Annotated in this window: 18 protein-coding genes and 1 pseudogene; 8 read left to right on the plus strand and 11 right to left on the minus strand. The window is 72.9% G+C overall.

All coding sequences use genetic code 11. The features are described from left to right. From K7B10_RS02950 to K7B10_RS02965, 4 genes are all read left to right on the plus strand, one after another. Complete coding sequence (locus tag K7B10_RS02950; RefSeq protein ID WP_229334381.1) at nucleotides 1–1,230, plus strand: cytochrome P450; 1,230 nt, start codon at nucleotides 1–3, stop codon at nucleotides 1,228–1,230. Between the two features lie 126 nt (nucleotides 1,231–1,356). Further along, nucleotides 1,357–2,559, plus strand: coding sequence for a cytochrome P450 family protein (locus tag K7B10_RS02955; RefSeq protein ID WP_229334382.1), 1,203 nt, complete (start codon nucleotides 1,357–1,359; stop codon nucleotides 2,557–2,559). Nucleotides 2,560–2,660: 101 nt separating this feature from the next. After that, nucleotides 2,661–3,332: a TetR/AcrR family transcriptional regulator gene (locus K7B10_RS02960; protein WP_229334383.1), complete on the plus strand. Its 672-nt coding sequence runs from the start codon at nucleotides 2,661–2,663 to the stop codon at nucleotides 3,330–3,332. 634 nt (nucleotides 3,333–3,966) lie between these two features. Then, nucleotides 3,967–5,544, plus strand: coding sequence for a purple acid phosphatase family protein (locus K7B10_RS02965; protein WP_229334384.1), 1,578 nt, complete (start codon nucleotides 3,967–3,969; stop codon nucleotides 5,542–5,544). Between the two features lie 85 nt (nucleotides 5,545–5,629). Here K7B10_RS02965 and K7B10_RS02970 read toward each other — a convergent pair whose 3' ends face one another. The 4 genes and pseudogenes from K7B10_RS02970 to K7B10_RS02985 all read right to left on the minus strand — a co-directional run. Beyond that, on the minus strand, nucleotides 5,630–6,424 hold the full coding sequence (locus K7B10_RS02970) for a rhomboid-like protein (RefSeq protein WP_229334385.1): 795 nt from the start codon (nucleotides 6,422–6,424) through the stop codon (nucleotides 5,630–5,632). Between the two features lie 94 nt (nucleotides 6,425–6,518). Further along, complete coding sequence (locus K7B10_RS02975; protein WP_229334386.1) at nucleotides 6,519–8,618, minus strand: ATP-binding SpoIIE family protein phosphatase; 2,100 nt, start codon at nucleotides 8,616–8,618, stop codon at nucleotides 6,519–6,521. Nucleotides 8,619–8,761: 143 nt separating this feature from the next. Next, entirely contained in the window at nucleotides 8,762–9,862 is a 1,101-nt protein-coding gene (locus K7B10_RS02980; RefSeq protein ID WP_372481530.1) for a chitinase, read from the minus strand. A gap of 42 nt (nucleotides 9,863–9,904) precedes the next feature. Beyond that, nucleotides 9,905–10,444 (minus strand): annotated as a pseudogene (locus K7B10_RS02985) (carbohydrate binding domain-containing protein); the annotation flags it as partial. A 313-nt stretch (nucleotides 10,445–10,757) separates the two neighbouring features. On the opposite strand from K7B10_RS02985, the gene K7B10_RS02990 reads away from it, so the two are divergent. Further along, entirely contained in the window at nucleotides 10,758–12,293 is a 1,536-nt protein-coding gene (locus K7B10_RS02990) for an MFS transporter (protein WP_372481356.1), read from the plus strand. Beyond that, the gene (locus K7B10_RS02995; RefSeq protein WP_229334387.1) at nucleotides 12,290–12,925 is read left to right on the plus strand and encodes a TetR/AcrR family transcriptional regulator; all 636 of its coding nucleotides are present in this window, start codon (nucleotides 12,290–12,292) and stop codon (nucleotides 12,923–12,925) included. The genes K7B10_RS02990 and K7B10_RS02995 overlap by 4 nt, the downstream gene beginning before the upstream one ends. Nucleotides 12,926–12,983: 58 nt before the next feature. Here the strand turns inward: K7B10_RS02995 and K7B10_RS03000 are convergent, their stop codons facing one another. Beyond that, on the minus strand, nucleotides 12,984–14,306 hold the full coding sequence (locus K7B10_RS03000) for a hypothetical protein (protein ID WP_229334388.1): 1,323 nt from the start codon (nucleotides 14,304–14,306) through the stop codon (nucleotides 12,984–12,986). A 99-nt stretch (nucleotides 14,307–14,405) separates the two neighbouring features. On the opposite strand from K7B10_RS03000, the gene K7B10_RS03005 reads away from it, so the two are divergent. Then, entirely contained in the window at nucleotides 14,406–15,500 is a 1,095-nt protein-coding gene (locus tag K7B10_RS03005; protein ID WP_229334389.1) for a helix-turn-helix transcriptional regulator, read from the plus strand. On the opposite strand, the gene K7B10_RS03010 is transcribed toward K7B10_RS03005, so the two are convergent. After that, nucleotides 15,491–16,462: an SDR family oxidoreductase gene (locus tag K7B10_RS03010; RefSeq protein WP_229334390.1), complete on the minus strand. Its 972-nt coding sequence runs from the start codon at nucleotides 16,460–16,462 to the stop codon at nucleotides 15,491–15,493. The two genes, K7B10_RS03005 and K7B10_RS03010, sit on opposite strands and share 10 nt — an antisense overlap. A 135-nt stretch (nucleotides 16,463–16,597) precedes the next feature. Between K7B10_RS03010 and K7B10_RS03015 the strand changes: the two genes are divergently transcribed. Then, nucleotides 16,598–19,360 (plus strand): ATP-binding protein, encoded by a 2,763-nt coding sequence (locus K7B10_RS03015; RefSeq protein WP_229334391.1) that lies wholly within the window; start codon nucleotides 16,598–16,600, stop codon nucleotides 19,358–19,360. Here K7B10_RS03015 and K7B10_RS03020 read toward each other — a convergent pair. The 5 genes from K7B10_RS03020 to K7B10_RS03040 all read right to left on the minus strand — a co-directional run bounded on the left by K7B10_RS03020 (nucleotide 19,355) and on the right by K7B10_RS03040 (nucleotide 26,663). Further along, nucleotides 19,355–20,881 (minus strand): dihydrofolate reductase family protein, encoded by a 1,527-nt coding sequence (locus K7B10_RS03020; RefSeq protein WP_229334392.1) that lies wholly within the window; start codon nucleotides 20,879–20,881, stop codon nucleotides 19,355–19,357. The genes K7B10_RS03015 and K7B10_RS03020 overlap by 6 nt on opposite strands. Nucleotides 20,882–21,101: 220 nt before the next feature. Next, the gene (locus K7B10_RS03025; protein ID WP_229334393.1) at nucleotides 21,102–22,805 is read right to left on the minus strand and encodes a WD40 repeat domain-containing protein; all 1,704 of its coding nucleotides are present in this window, start codon (nucleotides 22,803–22,805) and stop codon (nucleotides 21,102–21,104) included. Further along, nucleotides 22,802–23,473, minus strand: coding sequence for a GTP cyclohydrolase II (locus K7B10_RS03030; protein ID WP_229334394.1), 672 nt, complete (start codon nucleotides 23,471–23,473; stop codon nucleotides 22,802–22,804). The genes K7B10_RS03025 and K7B10_RS03030 overlap by 4 nt, the downstream gene beginning before the upstream one ends. Before the next feature lie 11 nt (nucleotides 23,474–23,484). Next, nucleotides 23,485–24,768, minus strand: a complete 1,284-nt coding sequence (locus K7B10_RS03035; RefSeq protein WP_229334395.1) for an MFS transporter — start codon at nucleotides 24,766–24,768, stop codon at nucleotides 23,485–23,487. Continuing rightward, nucleotides 24,765–26,663 carry an outer membrane protein assembly factor BamB family protein gene (locus K7B10_RS03040; protein WP_229334396.1) on the minus strand — a complete coding sequence of 633 codons (1,899 nt, stop codon included), beginning with the start codon at nucleotides 26,661–26,663 and terminating at the stop codon, nucleotides 24,765–24,767. Before K7B10_RS03040 ends, K7B10_RS03035 begins: the two co-directional genes overlap by 4 nt. Nucleotides 26,664–26,962 lie beyond the last annotated feature (299 nt).

Below are 26,962 nucleotides of genomic sequence, written 5' to 3' on the forward strand. Positions count from 1 at the left end.
GTGGCACGGCAGGACGACCAGGCGCTCCGTGACGAGCTGTACCGCGACCCCTATCCGCTCTACGACCGCGCCCGCCGGACCGAGGGGCTGCTGTACGTACCCGAGTTCGACGCGTGGCTGGTGGCTCGCGACCGGGACGTACGGGAAGTGCTGCTGCGCGCGGCGGACTTCTCCTCGGCCAACTCACTGCTGCCGGACATCCCGCTCTCGGAGGCGGCGCTCGGCGTCCTGCCCCGGGGGTTCGGACCCCGCCCCACCGTCGTGTCCAGCGACGCCGAGGCCCACCGGCGGCTCCGGGCCCCGTTGAACCGGGGGTTGTCCGCCGCACGGGTGGCGGCCCTGCTGCCGTACGCCCGTGCGCGTGCGGGGGAGTTGGTGGACGGCTTCGCGGCGGACGGGTCCGCCGAGCTGGTGGAGGCGTACGCCCGGCGGTTGCCCGGGATGGTGGTCGGACGGCTGATCGGGCTGGACCCCGCCGACGTGCCCGCCGCGGTGCACGGCGGCTACCGGGCCGAGGAACTGCTGTTCCGCCCGCTGCCGCCCGAGGGGCAGGCGGCCGCGGCCGAGGACGTGGTCGCCCTCCAGCACCTGCTCGACGAGTACGTCCGCGACCGGCGCGCCCGCCCCCGCGACGACATGTGCTCGGCCATGGTGGCCGCCCTCGCCCCCGGCGACGCCGAGCTCACTCTCGAACAGCGCCACGAACTGGTGACGAACCTGCAGAACCTGCTGATCGCCGGGTTCCTCACCACGAGCGCCCTCATCGGCACGACACTGATGCACCTGCTCGGCGACGACCGGCGGCAGTGGCGGATGCTCCGCGCCGATCCGTCCCTGGTCCCGGCGGCGGTGGAGGAGGCCGCCCGCCACGACACCGCCATCCAGGCATTCCGGCGGACCACCACCCGGCCGGTGACCCTCGCCGGGACGGAACTGCCCGCGGGGGCCACCGTGATGGTGGCGTACGGCTCGGCCAACCGCGACGAGGAACGGTACGAGCGGGCGGGGGAGTTCGACATCACCCGGACCGGGAGCCGGCAGCACCTCGCCTTCGGGTACGGCCCCCACGGCTGCCCCGGCTCCCGACTGGCCCGCGAACAGCTCCGCCTGACACTCGATCTGTTCCTCCGCCGCATGCCGGAACTGCGACTGGACCCCAGCCGCCCGGGGCCGCGGATGCGGCCCACGCTCATCCACCGCTCACCGCGGGTCCTGTACGCCACCTGGTGAAACCCGCCGCGGGGCCCGACCACGTCCCGAATGCCGACCGACGCGGATCCCCGTTCCATGGGGTAACGTTCCCGACGAGAAAACGGGGACTGGTCCCCGTTTCATTCGAGGAGGAAGGGAACCGCCATGCCCGCCCCGACGCTCGACGAACTCGCCCCCGCGGAAGCCGACTTCGCCGCCGACCCCTACCCCGTCTACGCCGCCCTGCGCGAGAAGGGACTCGTCCACCGCGTCCACGTGCCCGGGAGCGGGGACGTGTGGCTCGTCCTCGGGCGCGACGAGGTGCGCGCCGCCCTGACGGACCCCCGGCTGTGCAACGACATACGGCACTCCGCGACGTGGGACAGCGACGGCGGCAACGCCATCGGGCTGAACATGCTGCAGACCGACGCCCCCCGGCACACGCGTCTGCGCGCCCTGGTCGCACGCGAGTTCACCGCCGGACGCATCGAGGCGATGCGGCCCCGCGTCCAGCGGATCGCCGACGGGCTCCTCGACGCCCTGCCGCCGGCCGGGGCCGCCGATCTGGTCGCCGGCTACGCCCTCCCGCTGCCGCTCACCGTCATCTGCGAACTGCTCGGCGTCCCCCTCGCGGACCAGCACCACTTCCACGCCTGGTCGACCGAGCTCGTGGCGCCGTCCTCACCCGCCGCGGCGGGCGCCGCCGCCGGCGAGATGAGCGCGTACTTCGCCGCCCTCATCGCCGCCAAGGCCGATGAGCCCGGCACCGACCTGATGAGCGCCCTGGTCCAGGCCTCCATCGAGCAGGACGGGCTCTCCCCCGAGGAACTCCTCGGCATGGCCTTCCTCCTGCTCGTCGCGGGACACGAGACCACCGTCAACCTCATCTCCAGCGCGGTCCTGGCCCTGCTGCGCCACCCGGACCAGCTCGCCGCGCTGCGCGCCGACCCGCGCCTGATCGACGGCGCCGTCGAGGAGGCGCTCCGCTACGACGGCCCCGTCACCGCCGCGGCCTTCCGGCACGCCGCCGAGCCCGTGGAGATCGCCGGGGTGCGCATCCCCGCGGGCGACAGCGTGATGCTCTCCCTGGCCGCCGCCTCCCGCGACCCCGGGCACTTCCCCGACCCCGACCGCTTCGACGTCCGGCGCCCCGCGCAGGGACACCTCGCGTTCGGCCACGGCATCCACCACTGCCTCGGCGCCCCGCTCGCCCGCCTCGAAGGACGGACCGCCCTGCGGGCGCTGCTGCGGCGGCTGCCGGACTTCGCCCTGGACGTCGCGCCCGAATCCCTCGTACGGCGCCCGGGCGCCATGCTCAGGGGCGTGGCCGCGCTTCCCGTGAGGTGGTCGAGGCGCCTGGACGCGTGACACCGCCCGCGGTGGCGCTAGCATCCGTACCGGACACGGATCTCCGGTACGGATGCGCGTACCTCCCGTACGCACGTCACCGGCAACGCCAGGAGCGGACATTGACCCCGGCCACGGAACGGCCCGCGCCGGTACGGCGTGACGCACGGCGCAACCGCGAGCTGCTCCTGGCCGCCGCGCGCAAGGCCTTCGCGGCCCAGGGGCTGGACGCCCCGCTCGACGAGATCGCCCGCCGCGCGGGCGTCGGGAACGCCACCCTCTACCGGCACTTCCCCACCCGGGCCGCCCTGATCGACGCCGTGTTCCAGGACTCCCTCCAGGGGACCGTCGACGCCGGCGAGGCGGCCCGCGGCGCGGCGGACGCCTGGACGGGACTGGCCGAGTACCTGGAGGCGGTCTTCACGGTGCTGGCCACCGACCGCGGCGCCAACGACCTGATGACCACGGCCATCGAGGGCGTCACCTCGCTGGACGCCGTCCACGCCCACAACCACGGGACGATCGCGCTGCTGATGGACCGCGCGCAGCGCGACGGCACGATGCGCGCCGACGTCACCGTCGAGGACCTGCTGCTGAGCCTGGCCACGCTCGGCCGCGCCGTCCCCTCCCTGGCGGCCGCCGGGCCCCCGCACGCATGGCGCCGCCAGCTGTCCCTGTTCCTCGACGCCCTGCGGGCGGGGACCCGTCCCGCCACCCCGCTGCCCGCCCCGGCCCTGACCGCCCAGGACCTGGAGGCAGTCCTCCACGACCTCGGACCGCACCGCGGGAGCTGACCCGGACCAGGCCGACGGCGGGGCGCGCGGCGGGGCCGGGCGCGACGGACCGGAGGCCGCTACCGCCAGACGACGGCGCGCCACTTCTTGCCACGTGCGGCACGGACGCCCCGCCACGCCCCCGGCCCCGTCGGTCGCCTGACCGACCACCGTGCCGCGATCGTTGATCGCGGTGGCCACACCCCCCTCCGCCCCGGGGGGGGCGGCTCAGTACGGTCGCCCGGCCGTCGGCGCCCCACCGCACGAGATGGCCGCTGCGGCTCTCGTCCGGCGAGAGCCCCACGACGTCCCCGGCGTCTCAAGAAGATCTCCCCTGTCTTCTCGGACTGTCACGGCGCCGGTCCCCGACCGGCGGCGGGCCGGTCCGGACCGCGCCACGGAACCGAAAGCACCCGTACGCCCTGTGGATCCCCCGGCGGCGAGAACGACGATGGTCGAGCCTCCGCCGACTTCGACCGGAGGAGATTCCGCCGAACGCCCGCGCGCGTCTCCCGGCAGGACCGCCGCCCGCCCCGCTCCTCGGTCCGGGATGGCGCGAAGATGGGTGATTCCGGGGATCCTCATGGAGGTTACGCCCCCGTCCGTTCACCTCTCGGCGAACTGCGCGTCGTCTCGGACGATGAGGTTTGCAGCCATGGACCTTCCCGATTTCGGTATCCCCCAGAAGCTCGCCTCCCGGATGAGCACGGCCGAGCAGCACGACTACCTGCGTGCGAGGTTCACCCGGCGCGGCGCCCTGCGCGCGGGTGCGGTGACCGCGGCCGTCGCCGGCGTCGGCCTGGGCGTCGGCGCGGCCTCGCCCGCGTACGCGGCTCCGGCCGTGCTGACCTCCACCGAGCGGCGCGGTGTCGACGGTGCGCTGGCCGCGCCGTTCGCACGGCACTTGCAGTACGGCGCCGACCCGAAGACGCAGATGCGGGTGTCCTGGCAGGTGCCGTTCGCGGTGAAGAAGCCGTACCTGCGCGTGGGCACCAGCCCCTGGGCGCTGAGCGTGAAGATCGACGCGGAGGTCCGGCACCTGAGCACCCCGGTCCTGAACGGCGGCAAGATCGCCGCGGCCGAGCAGTTCTACCTGCACGTGGGCCTGGACCGGCTGAAGCCCGGCCAGACCTACTACTACGGTGTCGGACACGACGGCTTCGACCCCGCCGACCACCGCAACCTGGGCACGCTCGGCACCTTCACCACCGCCCCCTCGCGCGCCGAGAACTTCACCTTCACCGCCTTCGGCGACCAGGGCGTGAGCTACCACGCGCTCGGCAACGACGCGGTGCTGCTGGCCCAGAACCCGGCCTTCCACCTGCACGCGGGCGACATCTGCTACGCCGACTCCTCCGGTGCGGGCACCGCCGGCGACACCTACGACGCGCGGGCCTGGGACCAGTTCCTGGCCCAGACGGAGACGGTGGCCAAGACCGTCCCGTGGATGGTGACGACCGGCAACCACGACATGGAGGCCTGGTACTCGCCCCAGGGCTACGGCGGCCAGAACGCCCGCTGGTCCCTGCCCGACAACGGCCCGGACCCGGTCAACCAGCCCGGCGTGTACTCGTTCGTGCACGGCAACGTCGGGGTCGTGGCGCTCGACGCGAACGACGTCTCGTACGAGATCCCCGCCAACTTCGGGATCAGCGGCGGAAAGCAGACCGCGTGGCTGGACCGGCGGCTGGGCGAACTGCGCCACCACCGCGACGTGGACTTCGTCGTGGTGTTCTTCCACCACTGCGCGTTCTCCACCACCAGCGCGCACGCCTCGGACGGCGGGGTGCGCGACGTGTGGGTGCCGCTGTTCGAGAAGCACCAGGTGGACCTGGTCATCAACGGCCACAACCACGTGTACGAGCGGACCGACGCGATCAAGGGCAACAAGGTCGGCCGGAAGGTCCCCATCGGCGAGCGCACCGATCCCACGCGGGACGGGATCGTGTACGTCACGGCCGGCGCGGCGGGGCGTTCGCTGTACAGCTTCCCGGTGCCGGACTCGTACGAGGGTCATGTCGCGGACCGCGACGGAGTCGAGTCCTACCGGTGGGTCAAGGGCGGTTCGAAGGCCACCGAGACGGTGGAGTGGTCGCGGGTGCGGTACACCAACTACTCCTTCCTCGCGGTCGAGGTCGAGACGGGCCGGTCACCGAAGCTGAAGGTCAGCGCGCTGGCCGAGACGGGCCAGCGGATCGACCACTTCGAGATCCAGCGGGGACGCGGCCGCTGAGGTCCTGCGCGGCGGGACGCCTTCCTCCCCCGGAGCAGGGCGTCCCGGACACGCTCCGGGTCCTCGCCCGCCACGTCGCCGGAGCTCAGACCGACGGGGGTGTCTTCGCTCCGGCCACCGGTGACTGCGGTTGCGGAGCGGTGGCTCGGATCGGCCCGGAGCCGCCCGCGGCTGAGGGCGCCCCGGTGGCGCGGACCCGTTGCCGCCTGAAAGCCGGAACACCCGCCAGCCCGAAGCCGAGGGCCGCCGCCGTGAGGTGGCCGATCGTGGTGAAGTCCGGCAGCGGCCCCCCGGTCCAGTCGGCACCACCGAGGGGCCATGCGAGAACGAAGACGGCCCAAGGGAGCCGGCCCCGGCGCGGCAGGGCGAGCGTGCCGAACGCCAGCACGGTCTGGGCTCCGTAACTGACCCCGTAGTCCAAGGACTGCCGCACGACCGTCGGGTACCAGTCGTGCTGCAGCGCGATGGTGATGACGACGGCGGTGAGCAGGGTGGCCGCGACATGTCCGCCGAGGAACACGGCCACGGCACGCCGCTTGCCCCACCGGTGCTCCGCCCAGGCCAGGAAGCAGCAGACGCCGAGGCCGAAGGTGATCACGGTACCCACGAAGTCGGTCGAGGTGACGTCCGTGAGGGTTCCGTCGAAGAACAGCGCGCTGCCGAGCAGCGCGGTAACCGGATGGTCCCGCAGGTTGTCCAGGTTGGTGCTGACGTGCCCCAACACCATGGCCGCCCGATCGGCGGACAGCACGTGGCCGACCCATACGTGGCCGGCCAGGAGCAGGCAGACATAGGCGAGGGTCAGCGGCGCTCGCCGCGGGTAACCCCGTACGGCGCGGAGCGGTCCGTCCGAACGGCCCCACAGTGACTGAGAGTTCATACCGCGGCATTCTCCAGGTCGGACCGGACGCGGGCGTCGTCGGGTGCCGGCAGCCGCCCCGACCGGGCCGGGTCACCGGCAGACGTCCGGTCGTCTAGACGACCGGCCCGCCTATGGGCTGCTCCGTCCAGATGGTCTTTCCGGTACTGGTGAAGCGGCAGCCCCAGCGGTCGGCGAGCTGGGCCACGAGGAACAGTCCCCGCCCGCCTTCGTCCGTTTCCCGTGCACGGCGCAGGCGCGGGTGAGTGCTGCTGGGGTCGGACACCTCGCAGACGAGGACCCGCCGGTCGCGGATCAGCCGGAGCCCGACCGGGCCGCCCGCGTAGCGGATCGCGTTCGTGACGAGTTCGCTGGCGACGAGTTCGGTCACGAAGCCGAGTTCGTCCAACTGCCAGTCGGACAGCCGGCCCACGACCAGCTCGCGGGCACGGGCGACGAGGGACAGATCCGGTTCGAGTTCCCACTCGGCGACCTGATCGCAGGAGAGTGCGTGGATACGGGCGAGCAGCAGGGCGCCGTCGTCGACGGGCTCTTGGGGCCGCACGCCGTCGAAGACGCTCTGGCTGATCTCGTCGAGTGGCCGGCTCGGGTCGGCTCCGGCGAGCGAACTCCTCAGCCTCTCCATCCCCTCCTCGATGTCGCCCCCGCGGCTCTCCACGAGTCCGTCCGTGAAGAGCGCGAGCAGGCTGCCGGACTCGACGCCGAACTCCGTCACCTCGAACGGCACTCCGCCCACCCCCAGCGGAGGTCCCGGTGTCACGCCGAGGAAGACCGGCTCGCCGTCCGCCGGCAGCAGGACCGGTGGCGGATGTCCCGCGGCGGCAGCGGCACACCGCCCCGTCACCGGGTCGTAGACGACGTACAGGCAGGTCGCTCCGAGCACCGCCGGCTCCGAGCGCCCCCCGGGCCGCTCCGCGCGGGACTCGCCCGTCATCTGCTCGTCGGAGAAGCCGAGCACCAGGTCGTCGAGGTGCGTGAGCAGCTCACCCGGATCCAGGTCGAGGTCGGCCAGGGTCTGCACCGCGGTCCGCAGCCGCGCCATGGCCGCCGTGGCCTCGAGTCCGTGTCCGACGACGTCCCCGACGACGAACGCCACCCGCAACGACGGCAGGGGGATCACGTCGAACCAGTCCCCGCCGACTCCCACACCGCCGCCCGCCGGCTGATACACCCCCGCCGTGTCCGCGGCGGCCACGTTCAGGGCGGAGCGCGGCAGCAGGCTTCGCTGCAGGGCCAAGGCCGACCGGTGTTCCTTGGTGTAACGGCGCGCGTTGTCCACGCCGAGTGCCGCCCTGGAGACGACGTCCTGCAGCAGCGCGGCGTCCTCCTCGCCGAATGCGGTGGGCAACTGGCTGCGCCAGACCGTGACGCAGCCGAGGATCAGGCCTCGTGCGTAGAGCGGCATCGCAATGGAGGAGTGGGCTCCGCCCGGCACGAACAGCGGCAGGGCGTCCGGATCCACGCCCAGCTCCGCGTGCAGGACGCCCACGTCCGGCACCAGCACGGGCAGCCCCTTCATGAGGGGGCGCATCAGCGTACTGTCCGTCACGGGAGGGAGCGCCTCTCCCACCGCCAGGAGTTCCTCGGCGGAGATCTCCGGGCTCTGGGCGGCAGCCGTCCGGCGCAGGCGCACGTCACCGCTGGTGTCGAGGTGCTGGGGCTCGTCGCCCACCAGCACCTTCTCGGCGATGTCCACGGTCGCCAGGTCGGCGAAATCGGGGACGAGCAGATTCGCCAGGGTCTGGGCCATCTCGATCACGTCCAGGGAGGTGACGATGCCCGCGGCGGCGGCCTGGGAGAGCCCCGCCCGGCGTTTGCGCGCATCGCGCTCTGCCGCCTCCACCGCCGTTTCGGCCGGGGTGATCAGGACGAGCCACCGTGCTCCACCGCCGGAGCCGTCCGGAGCGTGAGCCGTGAGCGGGACGACCGTGCAGGCCAGGGGGACCTTGCGCGCCTCATGGCCTCCGTCCGCAATGGTGATCTGGTGGCCGGTCGGCCCCGTATCCGTTCCGGCTCGCGGCAGGATCCGCAGCAGGGGCGCGCAGGTCCGGCCCGGCAGGCATTCCAGCAGCGTCGCGGCCCGCTGCGAACGGGCGAGGACCAGGCCCGCGGCGTCAAGGACGACCGCTGCCGTGTCGCTGACGGAGGCCGAAGCCGAGGACGGCCCCGGGCCCCGCTGCTCCGGTTCACGCATGTCGCCTCCACGCACCGTGACCTTCAGTATCGGCCGCGGGGCGAGACCCGGCGACCCGCGGCCGCGGCCTGACGGGGCCGACCCGGGCGACCGGGCCGCCCGCACCCGGGCGGTGCGCCCGGGTGCGAGTGGTCAGCGGGAGATCATCGGTTCTGCAGGGACTTGACGTTGTCGCCGAAGGTCCAGCCCTTCGAGCCGTCCCAGTTGATCGACCAGGTCATGAGCCCCTTCAACGACCCGCCGTAGGCGTTCCACGACTGGCCGACCAGGCTCGGCGCCATGTGGCCGCCGCCGGCGCCGGGCTGGGCGGGCAGACCGGGCACCTGCTTGTCGTAGGGCACCTTGACGGTGGTGCCCTGGATGGTCAGGCCGTTGTTCAGGCACGTGGTCTGCGCGGTGAAGCCCTGGACCGTACCGGCCTGGTAGGAGTCGCCGGAGCAGCCGTACATGCTGCCGTTGTAGTACTGCATGTTCAGCCACCACAGGCGGCCGTTGTCGGCGTACTTCTTGATGATCGGCAGGTAGGCCCCCCAGATCGACCCGTAGGTGACGCTCCCACCGGTGACGTACGCGGTTTCGGGGGCCATCGTGAGCCCGAAACCGGCCGGCATCTGCGCGAGGACGCCGTCGATGATGCGGATCAGGTTGGACTGGGAGGCGGACAGCGTGTTGATGTTGCCGCTTCCGGACAGCCCGGTCTCGATGTCGATGTCGATGCCGTCGAAGTTGTACTTCTTGAGGATCGGGACGACGGTCGCCACGAACTTGTCGGCGACGGCGCCGGAGCTCAGGTCGATGCCGGCGGCGGCTCCGCCGATCGACATCAGGAGCGTCGCCCCGGCCGCCTTGGCCTGGCACATCTCGGCGGGGGTCGAGACCTTGACCCCGGCGTCCATGCCGTCCTGCCACAGGACGGTGCCGTCCGAGAGGATCACCGGGAAGGCGGCGTTGATGACGTTGTACCCGTGCGCGGCGATCCGGCTGTCCGTGATGGGGATCCAGCCCATGCCGGGGTGGACTCCGTTGGAGGCGCCGTCCCAGTTCTCCCAGTAGCCCTGGAGGACTTTGCCCGCGGGCCTGGGCTTCGTGGGGCAGGTGTCACCCGGCGGGGTGGTGGGCGGGGCAGTGGTCGGCGGGGCAGTGGTCGGCGGCGGGGTGGTGGGCGGGGCAGTGGTCGGCGGGGCGGTCGTCGGCGGCGTGGCGGTCGGTGTGGGGCCTGGGCCGCCTGGGCCGCTGAGCGACACGTCGTCCGCGTAGTACGCGGGCTGCCCGTACCAGCCGTGCAGGTAGACGGTGACCGAGGTGGTGCCCGGCCCGGTGGTGAAGCCCACGTCGAGCCGGCCGTACGACGGGCTGCTCGGCGTCCACGTGGACGGGGCGCCGGTGATGCCGCTGCCGGTGACGCCCAGGTAGACGTAGCTGCCCTGGACGTACGCGCTCAATGCGTACTGCGAGTTGGGCTGCACGCTGACGGTCTGGGTGCACTGGGCGGTGTCCTGACCGGTCGGCGTCGCCTTGAGCGCGGAGGCGCCGGAGCGGACCGGACTGGCGACGGCCGCGGCGACGCCGCCGGGGCACGTCCAGTCGGCCAGCCCGTTCTCGAAGCCGGCGTTGGCGACCAGGTTGGCGGTGACGGCCCCGGCCGTGACGGAGCCGGCCACCGCGAGGCCGGTGGCGATGACGGCAGCCGCGCTGACCCCGGCGAGAACGCGCCTCAGGACGGCCCGTTCGTGCTGGGTCCGGCCGGACCGGCCGGACCGGCCCGGATCGGAACGCGGGGGGAAATCGCCCGACGCGCGCGGGGTACGCGACCTTCGACGGAACATGGTGTGCTCCCTTCCCGACCGGGTGTCATGGACATGACCATGCGTGGGGAGTGACGCCCGGCCTGGGTGTGGTGGGGGGACATGTGGGGCTGCGCCGGACCGGATCGTAGGAGCGCCGACAAGCCCCGTCAATAGGTCTGGACCAATGACCCCAGGTCGGCGACACGAACCACCGGCCGGGCCGGCGACTCCACGGCGGACAAGGGGGTGCACAATCGTTTACCCTGAGGGTGAACGATTGTGCACCCCTGCGTGTCCCGCTGTCCCGCCCCCCTTCGCACCCCTTCGCACCCCTTCGCACCCCTGGAGCAGCATGCCCCCCGCGCTACCCGCTCCCGGTCCGCCGACCCCCGACGACGCCGCCGCCTCCGCCGCACCCGCCACCCCCCGCAGCCGTCACCCCGGGCTCGTCATGCCCGTCCTCGCCTTCTGCGGCATGGTCGTCGCGGTCATGCAGACCCTCGTGGTCCCGCTGCTGCCGCACGTCCCCGACCTGACGGGGGCGAGCCCCGGCGCCGCGGGCTGGCTGGTCACCATCACGCTGCTGACCGGCGCGGTCTTCACCCCCGTGCTCGGCCGCGTCGGCGACATGTACGGAAAACGGCGTGTCCTGCTGGCCTCACTGGGCGTGCTCAGCGTCGGCTCCGTGCTGTGCGCGGTCAGCTCCGACATCGGCGTCCTGATCACCGGCCGGGCCCTCCAGGGAGCGGCGCTCGCCGTGATCCCCCTGGGCATCAGCATCATCCGCGACGAGCTGCCCGCCGACCGGGTGCTCTCCGCGATAGCGCTCATGAGCTCGACGCTCGGCATCGGTGCGGCGGTCGGCCTGCCCGTGGCCGCGGTCGTCATGGAGAACTTCGACTGGCACACCATGTTCTGGGCGTCGGCGGCGCTCGGAGTCCTCGATCTGCTGTTGGTGCTGTGGATCGTCCCCGAGTCGCCCGTGCGCGCCCGCGGCCGCTTCGACCTCCCCGGCACGCTGGGACTGGCCGCCACCCTCGTCGGGCTGCTCCTCGCGATCACCCAGGGCTCGGACTGGGGCTGGACCTCCCCGCGCACGCTCGGCCTGTTCGGCGCCTCCGTGGCCGCGGGCCTGTTGTGGGGCTGGTTCGAATTGCGCACCGTGTCACCCATGGTCGACCTGCGGGTCTCCGCGCGGCCCGCCGTCCTGCTCACCAACGTGGCGGCCCTGCTGATCGGCTTCGCGTTCTACGCGAACTCCCTGGTCACCGGGCAGATGGTGCAGGAGCCCACCAGTACCGGGTACGGCCTCGGCGCGTCCATCGTGGTCAGCGGCCTGTGCCTGCTGCCCGGAGGCCTGGCCATGGTGGCCCTCTCCCCCGTCTCGGCACGGATCTCGGCCGCCCACGGGCCGCGCACCGCACTCGCGCTGGCCGCCGTCGTCATGGCCGTCGGCTATGCGGTCCGCTTCTTCACCAGCCACAGCCTCTGGCTGATCGTGGCCGGTGCCACGGTGGTGGCCTCCGGGACAGCCATCGCGTACTCGGCGCTGCCCGCCCTCGTCATGCGGGCCGTACCGGTGAGCGAGACGGCCGCGGCCAACGGCCTCAACACCCTCATGCGCTCCGTCGGCCAGGCCTGCTGCAGCGCCGTGGTGGCCGCCGTCCTGGCCCACGTGACCTTCGTCGTCGGCGGGCACACCGCGCCGACCCTGCACGCCTACCTGCTCATCTTCCTGATCGCCGGGGGAACCGCGCTCGCCGCCCTCGTCGCCACGCTGTTCCTGCCGTCGGACCGCACCGGAGGCGCCACCGGTCCGCAGCGCGGCCGCGTCAGCGGTACGGTCACGGTGTCAGCGTCCGTGACCGCCGCCCGGGAGAGCGCATGAGCAGCACCGAGGAACCCCTCACCACCGCGACCGTCGCGGCCGACGACGGGTCCGGTGGGGAAGGCGGCGGTGAGGCGGGCACGGAGGCGAGCGCCGAGACCGGGCGCGAGGCCATCGTCCGCGCCGCCCGCCGCGCGTTCACGCTGCGTCCGTACGCCGAGGTCACGATGCGCGGCATCGCGGCCGACGCCGGGGTGAGCCCCTCGCTGATCGTCAAACGCTTCGGCAGCAAGGAAGCCCTGTTCAACACGGTCGCCGACTTCCGGGCTGCCGCCGACGAGCTGTTCGCCGCCGCGCCGGCGGTCCTCGGCCGGCACCTGGTCCTGACCATGGTCGGGCTACGGGACCGCTTCCGCGGGGACCCACTGCTGCGGGTCGTGTTCTCCCTGGGCATCGAGGACGAGCGCACCCTGCTGCGCGAACGCTTCCGCGAACAGGTCACCGACCGGCTGGCCGCCCGCCTGACCGGGCCGGACGCACAGCTGCGGGCCGAGCTGATCGCCGGCCAGCTGCTGGGCCTCGGCGCCACCCTGAGCCTGCACCGCCCCGACGGCGCCGGCTCCCACGCAGGCCCCGAACGCCTGGCGGACCTCTACGCCCCCGGCCTCCAGCGGCTCATCGACGGCCCCTGAGACGGCTCCGCTCTCGTCGAACCGTGCCGGATCCGCTCGTAGCGGTCCGGGGGCGGGCTCAGAGCCGGTGCACCCTCGCCGAGGACTCCGCCCAGTGCCACTCGACCGGGGCGTACCGCTTCTTCAGCGCGGTGCGCTGGGGCCCGTACGCCCGTAGGGCGTCCTCCAGTGCCGCGGGCAGATCACCCAGGTCCTGCGGTACGGGCAGGCGCAGCAGCAGGTTCTGCTTGCGGTGCCGCAGCAGCAGCTCGCCGGCACTCGTGCAGCCCATGAGGGCGAAGTGGATGAGCGCCTTGAACGGTTTGTCCTCGGTGGCGAGCCTGGCCCGCATCTGTCCGTCGGAGGTCCACGCGTAGAGGCCGTAGCGGTTCAGGTGGAAGGCGCGGCCCCGGTACGGGTCGCCGGCGAGGCCGAAGCAGAAGCCGGTGAAGGGGCTGTCCTCGTAGAGGTGCAGACCCTCCAGACGGCCCGTCAGCCGGCCCTGGTCGTCCAGCAGGGCGAAGGTGAACTCCCCGCCCCTGTTACCGGACCGGTGGATGCGGCTGAAGACCGGCACGACGAAGAGTTCGTCGCCGAGCGGCACGGGCCGGCCCAGCCAGCAGTCGTGGTAGTCGTGGGGCCGCCCCCGGTAGGAGGAGACGAGTTCCGTGAGTGACGGCGACGGCCGGTTCGGGCCGCCGACCGGCGAGCCCCGGAAGCGGAGGTGGGGGCGCAGGTGGGCGTCGGTCTGGCGGTCGGCCCGGTTGTCGAGCGAGGCGATGGCCTCCAACGGCGGCTTCTCCCCGGGAGCGAAGGCGCTTCCCGGCTCCGAGACGGCGACGATGTTGGGCCGTGACCCCGCCCAGTTGCTCAGCCCGTATTCGGAGGTCACGGCCAGCAGCCTGCCCGACGGGGTGACCGAGAGGGAGGCCGCGTACGGGTCACCCGGCCCGGCTTCCTCGACGGACCAGCCGAACGGCATCCGACAGGACCGCGTGACCCGGCTCAGGTCGGCGGCGAGCAGGAAGGTGCTGCCCGGCCTCCTGCTCAGGGCGACCTGCCCGTCGGGCAGCACCGCGAGCGTCATCTCCCCCAACTCGGGTATCTCCGAAGGGGAGCCGTCCGGGTGCGGCTGCGCGAACAGGGCCACGTCGACGGGAGACCCGTCCGGCGCGTGCCGGGTGATCATCCCGTACGTGAAGGCCTGCTCCGCCGGATCCTCCACCGGCGCATCCGATGCCCGGTACCGGCGCGTCCCGCTCAATACGTACGAGTCACCGGACTCGGCCGTCGCGACGTCGAACACCTCGAAGCCCCAGCCGTCGGAGGGCTTGGAGGCCAAGTCGACGCGGTGGGCCTCCACCAGTGAGGCGGGCAGGGTCATGGGGAACGTGTGAACCATGATCAGAATTGTGCGACGCCCCACCGACATCGTGCTCCGTGCCCGGTGGGGACGGGCGGGGAGAGTCCGTTCGTCCGCGGCGTCGGCGATCCTGGGGTGATGCGCGCCGCCCGCCTGATCCGTATGGCCCTCCTCATCCAGTCGAACCCCGGTCTGACCGCCGCGGCCCTCGCCCGCGAGCTGGAGATCTCCGAGCGGACCGTGATCCGCGACGCCCGGGCACTGCAGGAGGCCGGCATCCCGGTCCGGTCGGAGCGCGGCCGGGTGGGCGGCTACTTCCTGGCTCCGGGCTACCGGACCCGGCTCACCACCCTGCATCCCGGCGAGGCGGAGACCCTGTTCCTGTCGGGGCTGCCGTCGGCCCTGCGGGATCTGGGGTTCTCGGACGCGGCGGACACCGCCCGGCTGAAGCTGACCGCGACCCTGCTCCCGTCGGTGCGCGAGGCCGCGGAGTCGTCGGTCCGCCGTTTCCACCTCGACGCCCCGGCCTGGTTCCGGGAGTCGTCCACGCCGGAGCTCCTGCCGGAGCTGGCCCGCGCGGTGTGGGGCGACCGGACCGTCGAACTGTCCTACGCGCGGCCCGGCCGGGACGGCCCCGGGCCTTCCACGGTGTCGCGCGTGGTGGAGCCGTACGGGCTCGTCCTGAAGGCCGGCACCTGGTACGTCGTGGCCCGCGTCCCCGGCGCACGGGAGGAGCGTGACGGTGGTTGGCGCACCTACCGGGTCGACCGCGTCACGGCCCTCGCCCCCGCTCCCGGCGCGCAGGAGCCGTTCGCACGCGATGCGGCCTTCGATCTGGCCGCGCACTGGCAGGCCCGCTCGGCCGCCTTCGCCCGCGCGCTGCTGCGCACCACCGTCACGGTCCGGCTGACCGGACCGGGGCTGCGCCGGCTGCCCGCCGTCGTGGACGGGGCCGCCGTCGAGGAGGCGCTGGCCTCCGCGAGGCCCCCGGACGCCGACGGTCTGACCACCTTGGAACTGCCCACGGAGTCCGAGGAGGTCGCGTTCGACGAGCTGGCACGGCTGGGCGCGGACGTGGAGGTGCTGGCCCCGCCCTCCCTGCGCGCCCGCTTCCGCGAGCGCGCCGCAGCCCTGGCCGCCCTCTACCGGGCCGACCCGCAGCCTGCGGACGCCGAAGGCCCCGAGGGCGCCGCAGATACCGAGGACGCCGAGGACGCCGAGGCTCACCGGTAGTCCTCGGGTGAGCCTTCCTTCCCGCCGTGGACGACGTCCTCGAAGTACGCCCAGGCGTTCGGCCTGCTGCCGTCCGTGTCCGTCACCCCGTAGACCCCGGCGAGTTCACCGCTGGAGGTGGACCTGCCGTTCCACCGCCGGGCGCGGTCCGGGTCGGCGGCCAGCGCCGCGACCGTCCGGGCCAGGTACTGCGGGGACTCGGCAATGGCGAAGGCGGGCTCCCGGGCGATCGCGTCGCGCCAGTTCTCCTCGGCGACGCCGAAGTGGGTGAGCATCTGTTCCGAGCGCAGGAATCCCGGCGTGACCGCGACCGCCGCGCCCCCGTACTCCGCCAGCTCCCGGCCCAGCCCGAACGCGAGGCGGATCGGGGCGTTCTTGGCCAGGTCGTAGTACATGTTCTCGCGGTAGCGGCGGTTGGAGTGCGCGGTGCCGTCGGTCACCTCCACGTGCAGCGGCGCGTCCGACCGGATCAGGAGCGGCAGCAGCAGCGCCGCAGTGATCACATGGGAACGGGCGCCGAGCTCGAGGATCCGCAGGCCGTCGGCCAGCGGGGTCTCCCAGCTCTTCTTCCCGAACACGGAGGCGGCCAGGAGGTGCTCGCCGCCCCACAGGTCGTTGACGAGAATGTCGAGCCGGCCCTGTTCCCCGTCGATCCGCTGGACGAGGGTGCGTACCTGGTCCTCGTCGAGGTGGTCCGTGGGGACCGCGATCCCCGCGCCACCGGCCGCGGTGACCAGCTCCGCGGTCCCCTCGATGGTCTCGCTGGTCCGGCCGACCTCACTGACCCGGTTCCGGGTGGTGCGACCGGTGACGTAGACGGTCGCCCCGGACCGGCCGAGCTCGACCGCGAGGGCGCGTCCCGCGCCGCGGGTGGCTCCGGCCACGAGCGCGATCCGGCCGGTGAGCGGAGGCTCCGCAGCGTCCTGGCCGAGGTTCTTGGTGGTCATGTCCTGTGTGTGCATGCCATCCATCGTTCACGCCAAACCTGACAGGACACGTCACCTTTCGGCGCGGCCTCGGAGGCGGTCCGGACGGCGGCCTCGGCTGCGTCCCGGAGGCGGTCCGGCAGGGCCGAGCATGCCGGTGCAGGTGGGGCGATGATCGCCGAGGTAGTCTCCGGGAGCTGTCGCGCGGACCCGACGGGCCCGGGCGCGGCGGTCGTACACGGGAGGCGGGAGCAGGTCGTGCGGGGGCGGTACGCGGAGCGGGAGCGGATCGAGCGGTTGCTCGCGGACGCCCGCGAGGGGGCGAGTGGTGTCCTGCTGGTGCACGGAGAGGCGGGGATCGGGAAGACCGCCCTGCTCGATCATGCCGCCGCGCGGGCGCACGATGCGCGGGTGTTGCGTGTCGAAGGCATCGAGTCGGAGATGGAGATGGCCTTCGGTGGGCTGCACCAGCTCTTCCTCCCGGTGATGGATCTCATCGACACGCTGCCCGAGCTCCAGGCGGCGGCGTTGCGGGCCGTCTTCGGCCTGAGCGGTGACGGCGTGCGCGATCGCTTCAGTGTCGGGCTCGCGGTCCTCACCCTCCTGTCGGAGGCCTCGGCCCACGGGCCGCTGCTGTGCCTGGTCGACGATGCGCAGTGGCTCGACCAGCCGTCGGTGGACATGCTGGCCTTCGCCGCGCGCCGGCTGCGGGCGGAGGGCGTGGTGATGCTCTTCGCGGTCCGCGACGGAGCTCCCGGTGCCGCCGTGAAGGGGCTGCCCCGGCTGCTGGTCGAGGGCCTGGACCGGGCTGACGCGGCCGAGTTGGTGCCGGACCTGCCACCGTACGTCGCGGACCGCGTCATCGAGGAGGCCCGCGGCAACCCGCTGGCCCTCATCGAGCTGTCGGCCGCGCTCACTCCGGCCCAACGCGCCGGGCGGCTGGGCCCGTCCGCGCTGCCCGACGCGGCCGCCGGGCTGCCGGTCCGGCTCCAGGAGGGCTTCCTGGAACAGCTGCGGCGCCTTCCCGAGGCCGCCCAGGTGGTGCTGCTGGTGGCCGCCGCGGACGACACGGGGGACCTGACCGTCGTACTGCGTGCGGCGGGCCGGCTCGGTTCGGCGGTCGAGGACCTGGAGCCGGCCGAGCGCGCCGGGTTCGTCCTGCTCTCCGGGGAGGCGCTGCGCTTTCGGCACCCGCTGGTGCGGTACGCCGCGTACCAGGGCGCCCCGCTGGCCCGGCGGATCGCCGCGCACCGGGCGCTGGCCGAGGCGCTGGGTGAAGCCGGCCAGGCGCACCGGCGGGCCTGGCACCTGGCCGCCGCGTCGACGGGGCCGGACGAGAGGGTCGCCGAGGAGCTGGAACGCGTCGCCGAGTGGGCCGACAGCCGGCAGGCGATGGCGTCCGCCTCCGCCGCGTACGAGCGTGCAGCCCGGCTCACCGCCGATCCGCGGTCGCGGGCGCGGCGGCTGGTGGCGGCTGCCCAGCGGGCCGCGGATGCCGGGCAGGACGAGCGGTGCGGCGCGCTGGCCGACCAGGTGCCGCTGCCGCTGGAGGATCCGGGGGTCGCTGCGAGCTTCGCGCGGGCCCGGGCCGTGGTCGAGCTGGGCTACCGCAGCCCGCGGGCGGCGGCCCGGATCCTGCTCGACAGCGCGGACCTGACGGGCGCCGAGCGACCGGACATGACGGCCTCGCTGCTGACCGATGCGGTCCACGCGGCGTTCTCCGCCGGGGACGCCGCGCTGATCGGGGAGATCTCGCTGCGCTCCCCCGCGCTGCCCGTGCTGGCCGTACCGGCAGGGCTGTTCGGCGGTGACGTGCCCGGCGGTCTGGAGGCGCTGCGCGCACTCGCGGACGCTCCGGCCGAGGGTGTGATGGACCGCCTGATGACCGGTGTCTACCTGCAGTTGACGGGCGATCACCCGGCGGCCCGGGAGGCCGCTGCCGCAGTCGTCGCGCACTGCCGCGACCAGGGCGTCAGCGGCTGGCTGCCCACCGCGCTGCACCTGCTGGTCCAGACGGAGCTGTCCCTGGGCCGCCATGACGAGGCGTCGGCAGAGGCCGTCGAGGCACTGCGGCTGGCCGAGTACTACGACCTGGCCCACCGGGCCGCCCACCTGCGGGCCGCTCTGGCGATGCCCGCCGCCGTCCGGGGCGAGGAGGAGCGGGTCCGTACGCTCACCGGCGAAGCACTGGAGTACACCCGGCCGCGCGGGGTGGGCCGGGGCACGGCGGACGCCCTGTGGGCCCGGGGCGTGCTCGAACTCGGCCTGGGCCGGGCGGAGGCGGCCCTGGAGCGGTTGGAGACGGCCGGCACGGAGGCGGCCCATCCGCTGCTCCGCCTGCCGATGCTGGCGGACGTGATCGAAGCCGCGGTACGGGCCGGCCGCCCGGAGCGGGCGTCGGACGCGGCCCGGGCGCTCGGCGAGTGGGCGAGCGCGCTGGGACGGCCCGCTCTCGCCGCGTCGGCCCGCCGCTGCCTGGCGCTGACCGGCCCGGACGATGAGGCCGAGGAGCACTTCGTCGCGGCGCTGGCCCTGCACGAGGGCGGCAGCGACTACGACCGGGCCCGTACGGCGCTGCTGTACGGGGAGTGGCTGCGCCGGCTGCGCCGCCAGATCGACGCCCGGGAGCAGTTGCGCGCCGCTCTCGACGCCTTCGAAGGGCTGGGTGCCCGGCCCTGGGCCGACCGGGCCCGGACGGAACTCGGCGCCGCGGGCGGGGAAACCGGGCTGACGGTTCGCGAGGACGGGCCGATCGGCCCGCTGAGTCCGCAGGAGCGCGAGGTGGTCCGGCTGGCGGCGGCCGGTGCCAGCAACCGGGAGATCGGCGCGCAGTTGTTCCTGAGCCCGCGCACGGTCGGGCACCACCTCTACCGCGCCTTCCCGAAACTGGGCGTCAGTTCGCGCACCGAGCTCGCCGGTCTGTTGGCCTCATGAGGCGGGGCTCGGCGCCGACCAGATCAGCCGGGTCTGGGCGGTCCGGTAGCCGGCCCGGGCGAACGCGGCGGCCATCGGCGCGTTGTCGGTGTCGGTGGTGGCGGTGATCAGCTCCGCCCCCGCCTCCGCCTGCACCCGGGTGATCTCGGCGAGCACGTCGTCGACGTATCCCCGTCCGCGCAGCTCGGGGACGACGCCCAGGTAGCCGACGTTGCGGCTGTACGGCGTCGCCGAGGGCAGGGCCAGCCCGGCGACCCGGCCGTCGGGGGTGCGGGCGATGCGCCACCACGAGCGCTCCCCCGGGCAGCCGAGGTAGAAGTCGACCTCCTCGCGGGCGGTGGCTTCCGGTCCCATCACCGCCAGGTTCCGGCGGGTCTCGCCGTCCAGGCTGCCCACCGCGATCCGCCGGAAGACGTCCAGGAACTCCTCGTCCGTGCCCTCGGTGAAGACGAGCCGTCCGCTGGAGGCGGGGAGCCCGGCCCCGGGTGTCCATTCCAGGCGCAGCCGCTCGACCACGTCGGTCAGTCCGGCCGCCAGCGCCGCGTCCCGCCGCCAGTCGGCGGCCGCGGCCGTCGCGGGGTCCTCTCGCCAGCCGTTCGGCAGGCTCAGGTTGTACAGCGGGGGCTTGGCCGCGCCCTGCTCGGCGAAGGCCCGCAGGCCCGCGCCGATCAGAGCGGCCCCGAGCGCCGCGCGGTCGGCGACCGAGGGGTCGACGTAGAGGCAGTCCAGCGCGACCGGGTGCTCGCTGGTCGCCTGGCCCCACCACAGGGCCCGGGCCACCACCCGGCCGTCCTGCTCGGCGATCCAGGTCCACTCCGGGCGGTACATGCCCTCCTTGAGTTCCTCCAGGTAGCGGTCGGCGGGGATCCAGCCGACGGGTTCGTCGACCGTCACGGCGGTGACGCGCTCGAGGTCGGCCTCGGTGGTGGGGCGCAGCAGTATCGGAATGCTCGTCTCCTTGGTGTAGGTGGTGATGGCGGCGCCGGTGTTGAAGACCCGGGAATCGGTCAGCTTGAAGCGGTCCGGGCGGAACGGCGCCTCGAAGAGCGGTATGCCGGAGCCGATGACGACCGGGTAGCGCGTGATGACCAACTCGTCGATCTCGTCCAGCAGCTGCCCGGCCAGGTTCGCCCCGCCGCAGAGCCAGATGCCTTCCCCGTCCTGCCGCTTGAGGTCGCGGACGAACGCGACCGGGTCCGTGGCGACGACTTCCACGGCGGGGTCGGGCGGGGCGAGGGTGCGGGAGAAGACGTACTGCTTCAGATGCGGGTAGGGGCTGGTGACCCCGGCCGCGAGACCGGGGTCGTAGGTGGCGCGGCCCATCAGGACCGTGTCGAAGCGCTTGTTGGCGACCCCGTCGAGGCCCGACGGGCCCCGTCCGTGGGCCGGGACCGTCTCGGGGTACTCCGCCAGCAGCGCGGCGGCGAGATCGCCCTCGAAGGGGAAGAAGTCGAACTGGCCGTCGGGGCCCGCGATGAATCCGTCGAGGGTGGTGCCGACGTCACAGGTGAGCTTGCGCACACGCCTGCTTTCGTCGTCCGGTGCTTGGTGCCGGTGCTTGTTGACGTCACTGACGCTAGGCCGACGGCACTGCGGCAGGCATCAGTCACCCCGACGTAACGTGGGCACCCACCGGGGCACCCGGCACGGTCGGTGTCGGCAGACCACGGACGCGCCGTGCCGCCGTGCCGCCGTGGAGCGGCACGGCGGCACGACGGCACTCGCCGAGCAGGTCGCGGCGTCAGACGCCGTTCACCTCCCGGGCCGCCGGGACCGGGTACACCGAGCCGTCGTACGAGCCCGCGAGGAAGGTGTCCGTCTCCGGCGCGTAGTGGAGGCTGGAGATGCCGGCGGTGGTCGGCTTGCCGACGTACGGCCAGGCTCCGGTGCGCGTGTCGTAGACGGCGACCGTGCCCCCGTACGAGCCGGTGGCCACCAGGGCGCCGTCGGCGGAGGCCGCGACGCACTTGACGGAGTGGTCGTGCGGGGTGGGCACGGCCGTCGCACCGTCGCCGTCCCACAGCCGCAGGACCAGGTCCCGGCTGACGCTGGCGAACCGGCCGCCGGGCAGCGGCGCGCAGCCGTTGGCGATCCGGGTGTGCGCCTCCTCCACGCGGGCGGTCTCCTGAAGGGTCCGCGTGCTGAACCAGCTGGCCGAGGCGTCCGCGCACACCGCGAAGATCGTGTCGCCGGACACGGCCAGGCCCTTCACGGCGTTGGCGAGCAGCGGGAGCGTCGCCACGTGCTCGACCACCCCGTCCGCCCGTACGGCGAAGACGAGGCCCTCACCGGTGTAGGCGCCGACGACGACGTGCGGTACGCCGTCGCGCTCGAAGGCGGCCGCGCAGTTCAGCGGGGAGCGGTGCTGGTGGAGCGTCTCGCCGGTGTCGGCGTCGAAGACCCGGCCCAGCTGGCCGCCGGTGAGCACCCGGCCGCCCACGGGGACCAGGAAGTTGCACAGGCTGTCCGGACGTCCCCCCTCGACACCGTCGACGCGGACGACGCCCGCGTCCCCGACGGTGTAGGTGCGCCCGTCCGGCAGGGTGGTGACGGCGTTCACGCACCGCGTGCCCTCCACCAGGTCCAGGTTCCAGGTCGCGGACGCGGTGTCGTACGTCGCGTACGTGGAGCCGAAGGTGGCGAAGGCGAGCGTGTGGTCGTCGAGGAACGCGCAGGACCGGGCCCAGATCTCCGCGGGGAACTCGGCGGTGTGCAGCGGGCGCAGCCCCTCGGCCGTGTCCCAGACCCGCAGGGAGCGGTCGTAGCTGAGGCTGACGAGGGCGCCGGTCGCGGAGTTGAGGACGAGGCGCTTGATGCCGGCGTCGTGGGCCGGGAAGTACTCGGTCTCGCCGTTCTCGATGCGGATGATGGCGCCGTCGTCGTTCCCGGCGAACACGACGCCGCCGCGCGTGATCGCGATGGTGTCCGTCTCGACACCGTCGAGGTCGATGTCGGCGGTCATCTCACCGGTGGCGAGCGACCAGCGCTTGATCGTCCCGTCGTCGCTGGAGGAGATCAGCTCGCCGGTGGCGGGCAGCCACTCGACGGAGATCACGTCGGCGGTGTGGCCCTCGAAGCGCCGGAGCACGGCGCCGGAGAAGTCGTACACGCGGACCGTGTGGTCGCGGGAGGCGGTGGCGACCAGCTCCTGCTCGGGGTGGAAGACGGACATCTCCACGTCGTCCTTCTGGTCCCCCAGGACCGCGCGCAGCCGCAGGTCGGGGACCGACCACAGGCGTGCGCTGTAGTCGCTGGAGGAGGTGACGAGCAGCGAGCCGTCCGGACTGAAGGCCACCTGGTTGACCAGATGGTCGTGCACGCCGCGGGCCAGGGGCGTGTGCCCGGCGGCGTCCCAGAGGATGACCTGGTTGTCGTAGCCGGCGGTGGCCACGTAGCGGTCACCGAAGGTGGCGACCCCGCTGATCGGTCCCTGGTGCTTGATCACGCGATCATCTCCTTGAGGCTGATGGTGTGCAGCGTCTTGTCGGCCTTGGCCGTGAGGTACGAGATGTTGTGGGGGTTGGCGAACACCCCGGTCCGCACGGTGCTCCGCACGGCGATGCCGTGCCGGGTCAACTGGCCTGACTTGTCGGGGTTGTTCGTGAGCAGATCGACCTCGGTGATCCCGAGCGTCCGCAGCATCTGCGCCGCGGCCGTGTAATCCCGCAGGTCGTCGCCGAGGCCCAGGGCGCGGTTGGCCTCGTACGTGTCCAGGCCGTCGTCCTGGAGCCGGTACGCGTCGAGCTTGTTGTACAGGCCGATGCCGCGTCCCTCCTGCCGCAGGTAGAGCAGCACGCCCCCGACACCGTCGATCATCCGCAGGGCCTCGTGCAGCTGCGGACCGCAGTCGCACCGGGCGGATCCGAAGACGTCGCCGGTCAGGCACTCCGAGTGGAGGCGGACCAGGGGGACGCCGTCGGCCGGGCGGACACCGAGTTCGAGGGCCAGGTGCTCCTTGCCGTCGGCCAGGCCGTCGAAGGTCATGACCCGCGCGTCGAGCTGGGGGCCGGGCCCGAAGCTCAGCGGGACGCGCACCTCGGAGCGCACCGCGGCACGGGTCCGGAGGGTCCCGAGGTGGGACGTCCTGTGAGATGTTTCGGCAACTTCGTGCATGGTGATTCCTCCTAGACGTTCGATTCGGAGGTGACCGGCGCGGACGGCCGGACCCAGTCTTTGCGGCCGCGCCTCAGGTACCAGAGGGCGGAGCACGCGCCCAGGCCGAGCACGAGGAACGTCCCCCGTGCTCCGACGGCCTCGGTCAGTGCCGGGGTGACGGCGGGCGAGAGCAGCGCGGCGCCGCCGGTGATGAGCCACATCAGCCCCGAGGCGCGCCCCAGCACCGGCCCGGGCAGGTACTTGACCCGCATCATCACGACGGTGCTCAGGACGGCGCCTTCGCCGAGCGCGCCGAGCGCGACCGCCGCGAGGAACACCGGCCACCACGGCAGGGCCAGCAGCAGCAGCGACAGGCCGCAGGCCGTCATGCCCAGCGTCAGGGAGATCCACGGGCGGATCCGCTTGCGCTGGGCGACGAGCAGGTTGCCGGCGAGCATGCACGCGTTCATCACGGTGATGACGGCGCTCACGGAGCGGTCGGAGAGGTGCCAGGTGTGGCCGAGCGAGTAGACGACCAGGGCTTCGAAGCCCGCACCGCAGGTGACGGCGAGCACCACCTGCACGATGAGCATGTCGCGGACACGGCGGTCCACGACGATCGCGTTCCACCCCTCGGAGAGCTTCCAGTTGCGGCCCGTGCCGGGCCCGCCCGGCTGGACGCGGGGCGGGTGCACCCCCATCGCCCAGACCGCGATCGGCGCGAAGAAGGTGGCCAGGTTGAGCCACAGCAGACCCTCGTAGCCCAGGAAGGGCAGACAGAGGGAGAAGACCACGGGGCCGATGAGGGTGGCGGCGAAGAAGAGGCTGTTCAGCGTCCCTCGCGCGCGCACCGGGCAGTCGGGGAACATCCCCGGCACTCCGGTCATCCAGCCCGTCCGGTACGCGGCTCCGCCGATCGCGACGAGCAGCGCGCAGACGAAGAGCGAGGCCGGGGTGGGCCTGCCCGCGTGCAGGACGAGGTTCATGACCAGGGCGGCGGCGGCCTGCAGCAGCAGACCGGGTACGACCAGGGCCCGCGGCCCCCAGCGGTCGGCCACCCAGCCCAGGGAGGGTGCGAGGAGCATGCCGACGGGGACCGCGGCGGCCAGCAGAGTCATGATGGCGAGCGAGCCGGTCAGCCGGTAGGCGAGCAACGGCAGGGCCGTCGCGTACATCGCCTCGCCGATGTTGTTGATCGCGTTTCCCGCAGCGAACACCCTGAACCGCGGGTTCTGGAAGGGCGAGGGTTCGACCACCGCGTCCGAACCGGGGGCGGGGCCGGCCTTGGGCGTGGTGGCCGCGGGAGCGCTCATCGTGTGCCGGCGTTCGGGTAGTCGCCGGTGGAGGTGGGCAGCCACAGGTCGCGCACGGCGGTCAGGACGCTGTCCTTGCGTTCGCGGTCGAGGCGGTAGAGCCGGAGGTATCCGCCGCGGCCGCCGATGACGACGTACGTGGCGCCGCCCTGGCCGCGCAGCAGGGCGATGCCCTTGGGGAAGTCGGGCAGGTCCTCGTGGAGCCCGAGCAGTTCACCGGTTTCGTGGTCGTACGCCGCGACCTGGAGGCCGTACGTGATCGCGACGAGGACGCCGTCGGCCACGACGGAGTTCTCGCAGGTGTTGTCGAGCAGTTCGGTGAAGCGCTGGCCGAGCTTGGGCTCGCCGACCTCGAACTCCTTGATGCCGCCGCCACCGGTGGCGTGTACCCGGTTGCCCTCGACCAGGAGGCGCTTGGGGTAGCCGCCGAGTTCGGTGGTCCACGTGGCCTCCCCCTCGGCGGAGTAGGCGGCCATCACCCCGTTGCGGGTGGCGATGAGCCGGCTGCCGTCCTCCAGGTAGGCGCTCGCCCAGGCGCTGGCGGGCAGGTCGTCGATCCGGGACAGCTCCTCCCCGGTCGCCGCGTCGAGTTCGATCGCGCCGGCGTTGCAGGCGACGAGCAGTCGGCTGCCGTCGGGGGACCGGCTGAGCGTGTGCGAGACGGCGGGCATCTGCCGCTCCCACACCACGTGGCCCGCGCCGGAGACGCGGCGTACGGTCCCCGGCCAGAAGACTCCCGCCCAGCCGTCGTCGAGGGTGACGAGGCGGCGGGTGAAGCCGAGGCCCGAGAACTCCTGTCCGGCCAGGACGAGCGCCGGGTGGCCCGGGAGCTGCTCGACCAGGCGCAGCAGGGCGGTGCCGTCGTCGGTCGCGGCCAACAGGGCGCCGTCGTCGCCCGGGACGGGCTGGAGGTCCCAGACGCACTGGCGACCGTAGCCGAGCCGGGCGCGTACGGTGCCGTCCGCCGTCAGAGCGGTGACCTCGCCGTCCTGGGTGAGGGTGTAGACGTCGCCGTACTCGTCGACCGTGATGTCGATGATCTGGTGGCTGAAGCCGCCCACCCGCTTGGCCACGCGCAGCTCGGGGTCGGTGTTGTCGAAGATCAGCAGCTCGCCGTCGAAGCCGCCGGTGTAGACGGAGGTGAAGTCGGGCGAGAAGACGAGGCCTTCGACGTCGTTGCGCGCGTAGTCGAAGCGTTCGCCGACGGTGCCGTCGAGACCCACCGTGATCACGCCGTTGGCGATGTTGTGGGTCTCGTCGATGCCCGCGTCGCCGAGGGCCCAGAGGCGGTTGTGCCGGGCGTCGTAGACGACCCGGTGGACGTTGGACGTGTCGACCTGGACGACCGTCGGGAAGGAGAGCTCCGGCAGCGAGCCGAGGTGGATGCGGCCGGAGCGGTCGGAGACGGCGTGCACTCCGGGGGCGTCGGTGCAGAACCATTCGAGCATGTCGTAGCCGTGCGGCCACTCGGTGATCCGCTCGACGGTGAAGGTCTCCAGGTCGATGACGACCACCTGGAAGTACCCGTTGTTCGTGTAGAGCTTGCCGTCCCAGACGCCGATGCCACGGAGCATGGTGGGGGCGGGCTGCTCACCCTCGAGGAGCAGCGAGGCGTCGGCGGTCGCGGCGGCGTCGAGGCGGTCGGAGAGCCGCAGGGTGTCGGCGTGCCAGCGGGAGATCGTGCCCGTCTTGTCGCGCGTGACGATCCAGTCGTCGACGAAGGTGACCGCATAGATCGGGTCACCGGCGGGGTCCTGCGACGGGGCGGAGGAATTGGACGAACTCAGGACGTTGAGATCGCGGTCGAGCCAGTGCAGACCCCCACGGGCGTCAGCGCCCAGGAGGCCCCGGCCGGGACTGTTCACGATACGGGTCAGGCGCTCCAGGTTCGCCATGGAAATACCCCCTGTTGGTTGAATCGGTTCAATGGGACAGCCCCCGGGGAAAGCGGTTCGCTTTCCCCGGGAGACAGGTGCCCGAGGGGGTGGACCCCCTCAGCTGAGATGCGGATTCCGCATCAGATGTCGTGACGGACGACACGGCGGACGATCTTCTTCATGCAATCACCTCCTCCTGCGGGTGGGATATCGGGACAGGAATCCCGGGAGGTCCGGCCCCGGAGGGCTCAGATCTCGTTACGGGTGACACGACGGACGATGCCCTTGGTCATGAAAGTCACCTCCCCCGCTGCGCG

The organism is Streptomyces flavotricini, from assembly GCF_020639365.1.
In the GTDB taxonomy this organism is placed as follows: Bacteria; Actinomycetota; Actinomycetes; order Streptomycetales; family Streptomycetaceae; genus Streptomyces; species Streptomyces flavotricini.

What these genes read in the sequence shown, in the direction of transcription:
- K7B10_RS02955 (WP_229334382.1), top strand. Translation starts at nt 1,357, where the DNA reads ATGCCCGCCCCGACGCTCGACGAACTCGCCCCCGCGGAAGCCGACTTC.
- K7B10_RS02965 (WP_229334384.1), top strand. Translation starts at nt 3,967, where the DNA reads ATGGACCTTCCCGATTTCGGTATCCCCCAGAAGCTCGCCTCCCGGATG.
- K7B10_RS02970 (WP_229334385.1), bottom strand. Translation starts at nt 6,424, where the DNA reads ATGAACTCTCAGTCACTGTGGGGCCGTTCGGACGGACCGCTCCGCGCC.
- K7B10_RS02975 (WP_229334386.1), bottom strand. Translation starts at nt 8,618, where the DNA reads ATGCGTGAACCGGAGCAGCGGGGCCCGGGGCCGTCCTCGGCTTCGGCC.
- K7B10_RS02990 (WP_372481356.1), top strand. Translation starts at nt 10,758, where the DNA reads ATGCCCCCCGCGCTACCCGCTCCCGGTCCGCCGACCCCCGACGACGCC.
- K7B10_RS02995 (WP_229334387.1), top strand. Translation starts at nt 12,290, where the DNA reads ATGAGCAGCACCGAGGAACCCCTCACCACCGCGACCGTCGCGGCCGAC.
- K7B10_RS03000 (WP_229334388.1), bottom strand. Translation starts at nt 14,306, where the DNA reads ATGGTTCACACGTTCCCCATGACCCTGCCCGCCTCACTGGTGGAGGCC.
- K7B10_RS03005 (WP_229334389.1), top strand. Translation starts at nt 14,406, where the DNA reads ATGCGCGCCGCCCGCCTGATCCGTATGGCCCTCCTCATCCAGTCGAAC.
- K7B10_RS03010 (WP_229334390.1), bottom strand. Translation starts at nt 16,462, where the DNA reads ATGCACACACAGGACATGACCACCAAGAACCTCGGCCAGGACGCTGCG.
- K7B10_RS03015 (WP_229334391.1), top strand. Translation starts at nt 16,598, where the DNA reads ATGATCGCCGAGGTAGTCTCCGGGAGCTGTCGCGCGGACCCGACGGGC.
- K7B10_RS03030 (WP_229334394.1), bottom strand. Translation starts at nt 23,473, where the DNA reads ATGCACGAAGTTGCCGAAACATCTCACAGGACGTCCCACCTCGGGACC.
- K7B10_RS03035 (WP_229334395.1), bottom strand. Translation starts at nt 24,768, where the DNA reads ATGAGCGCTCCCGCGGCCACCACGCCCAAGGCCGGCCCCGCCCCCGGT.
- K7B10_RS03040 (WP_229334396.1), bottom strand. Translation starts at nt 26,663, where the DNA reads ATGGCGAACCTGGAGCGCCTGACCCGTATCGTGAACAGTCCCGGCCGG.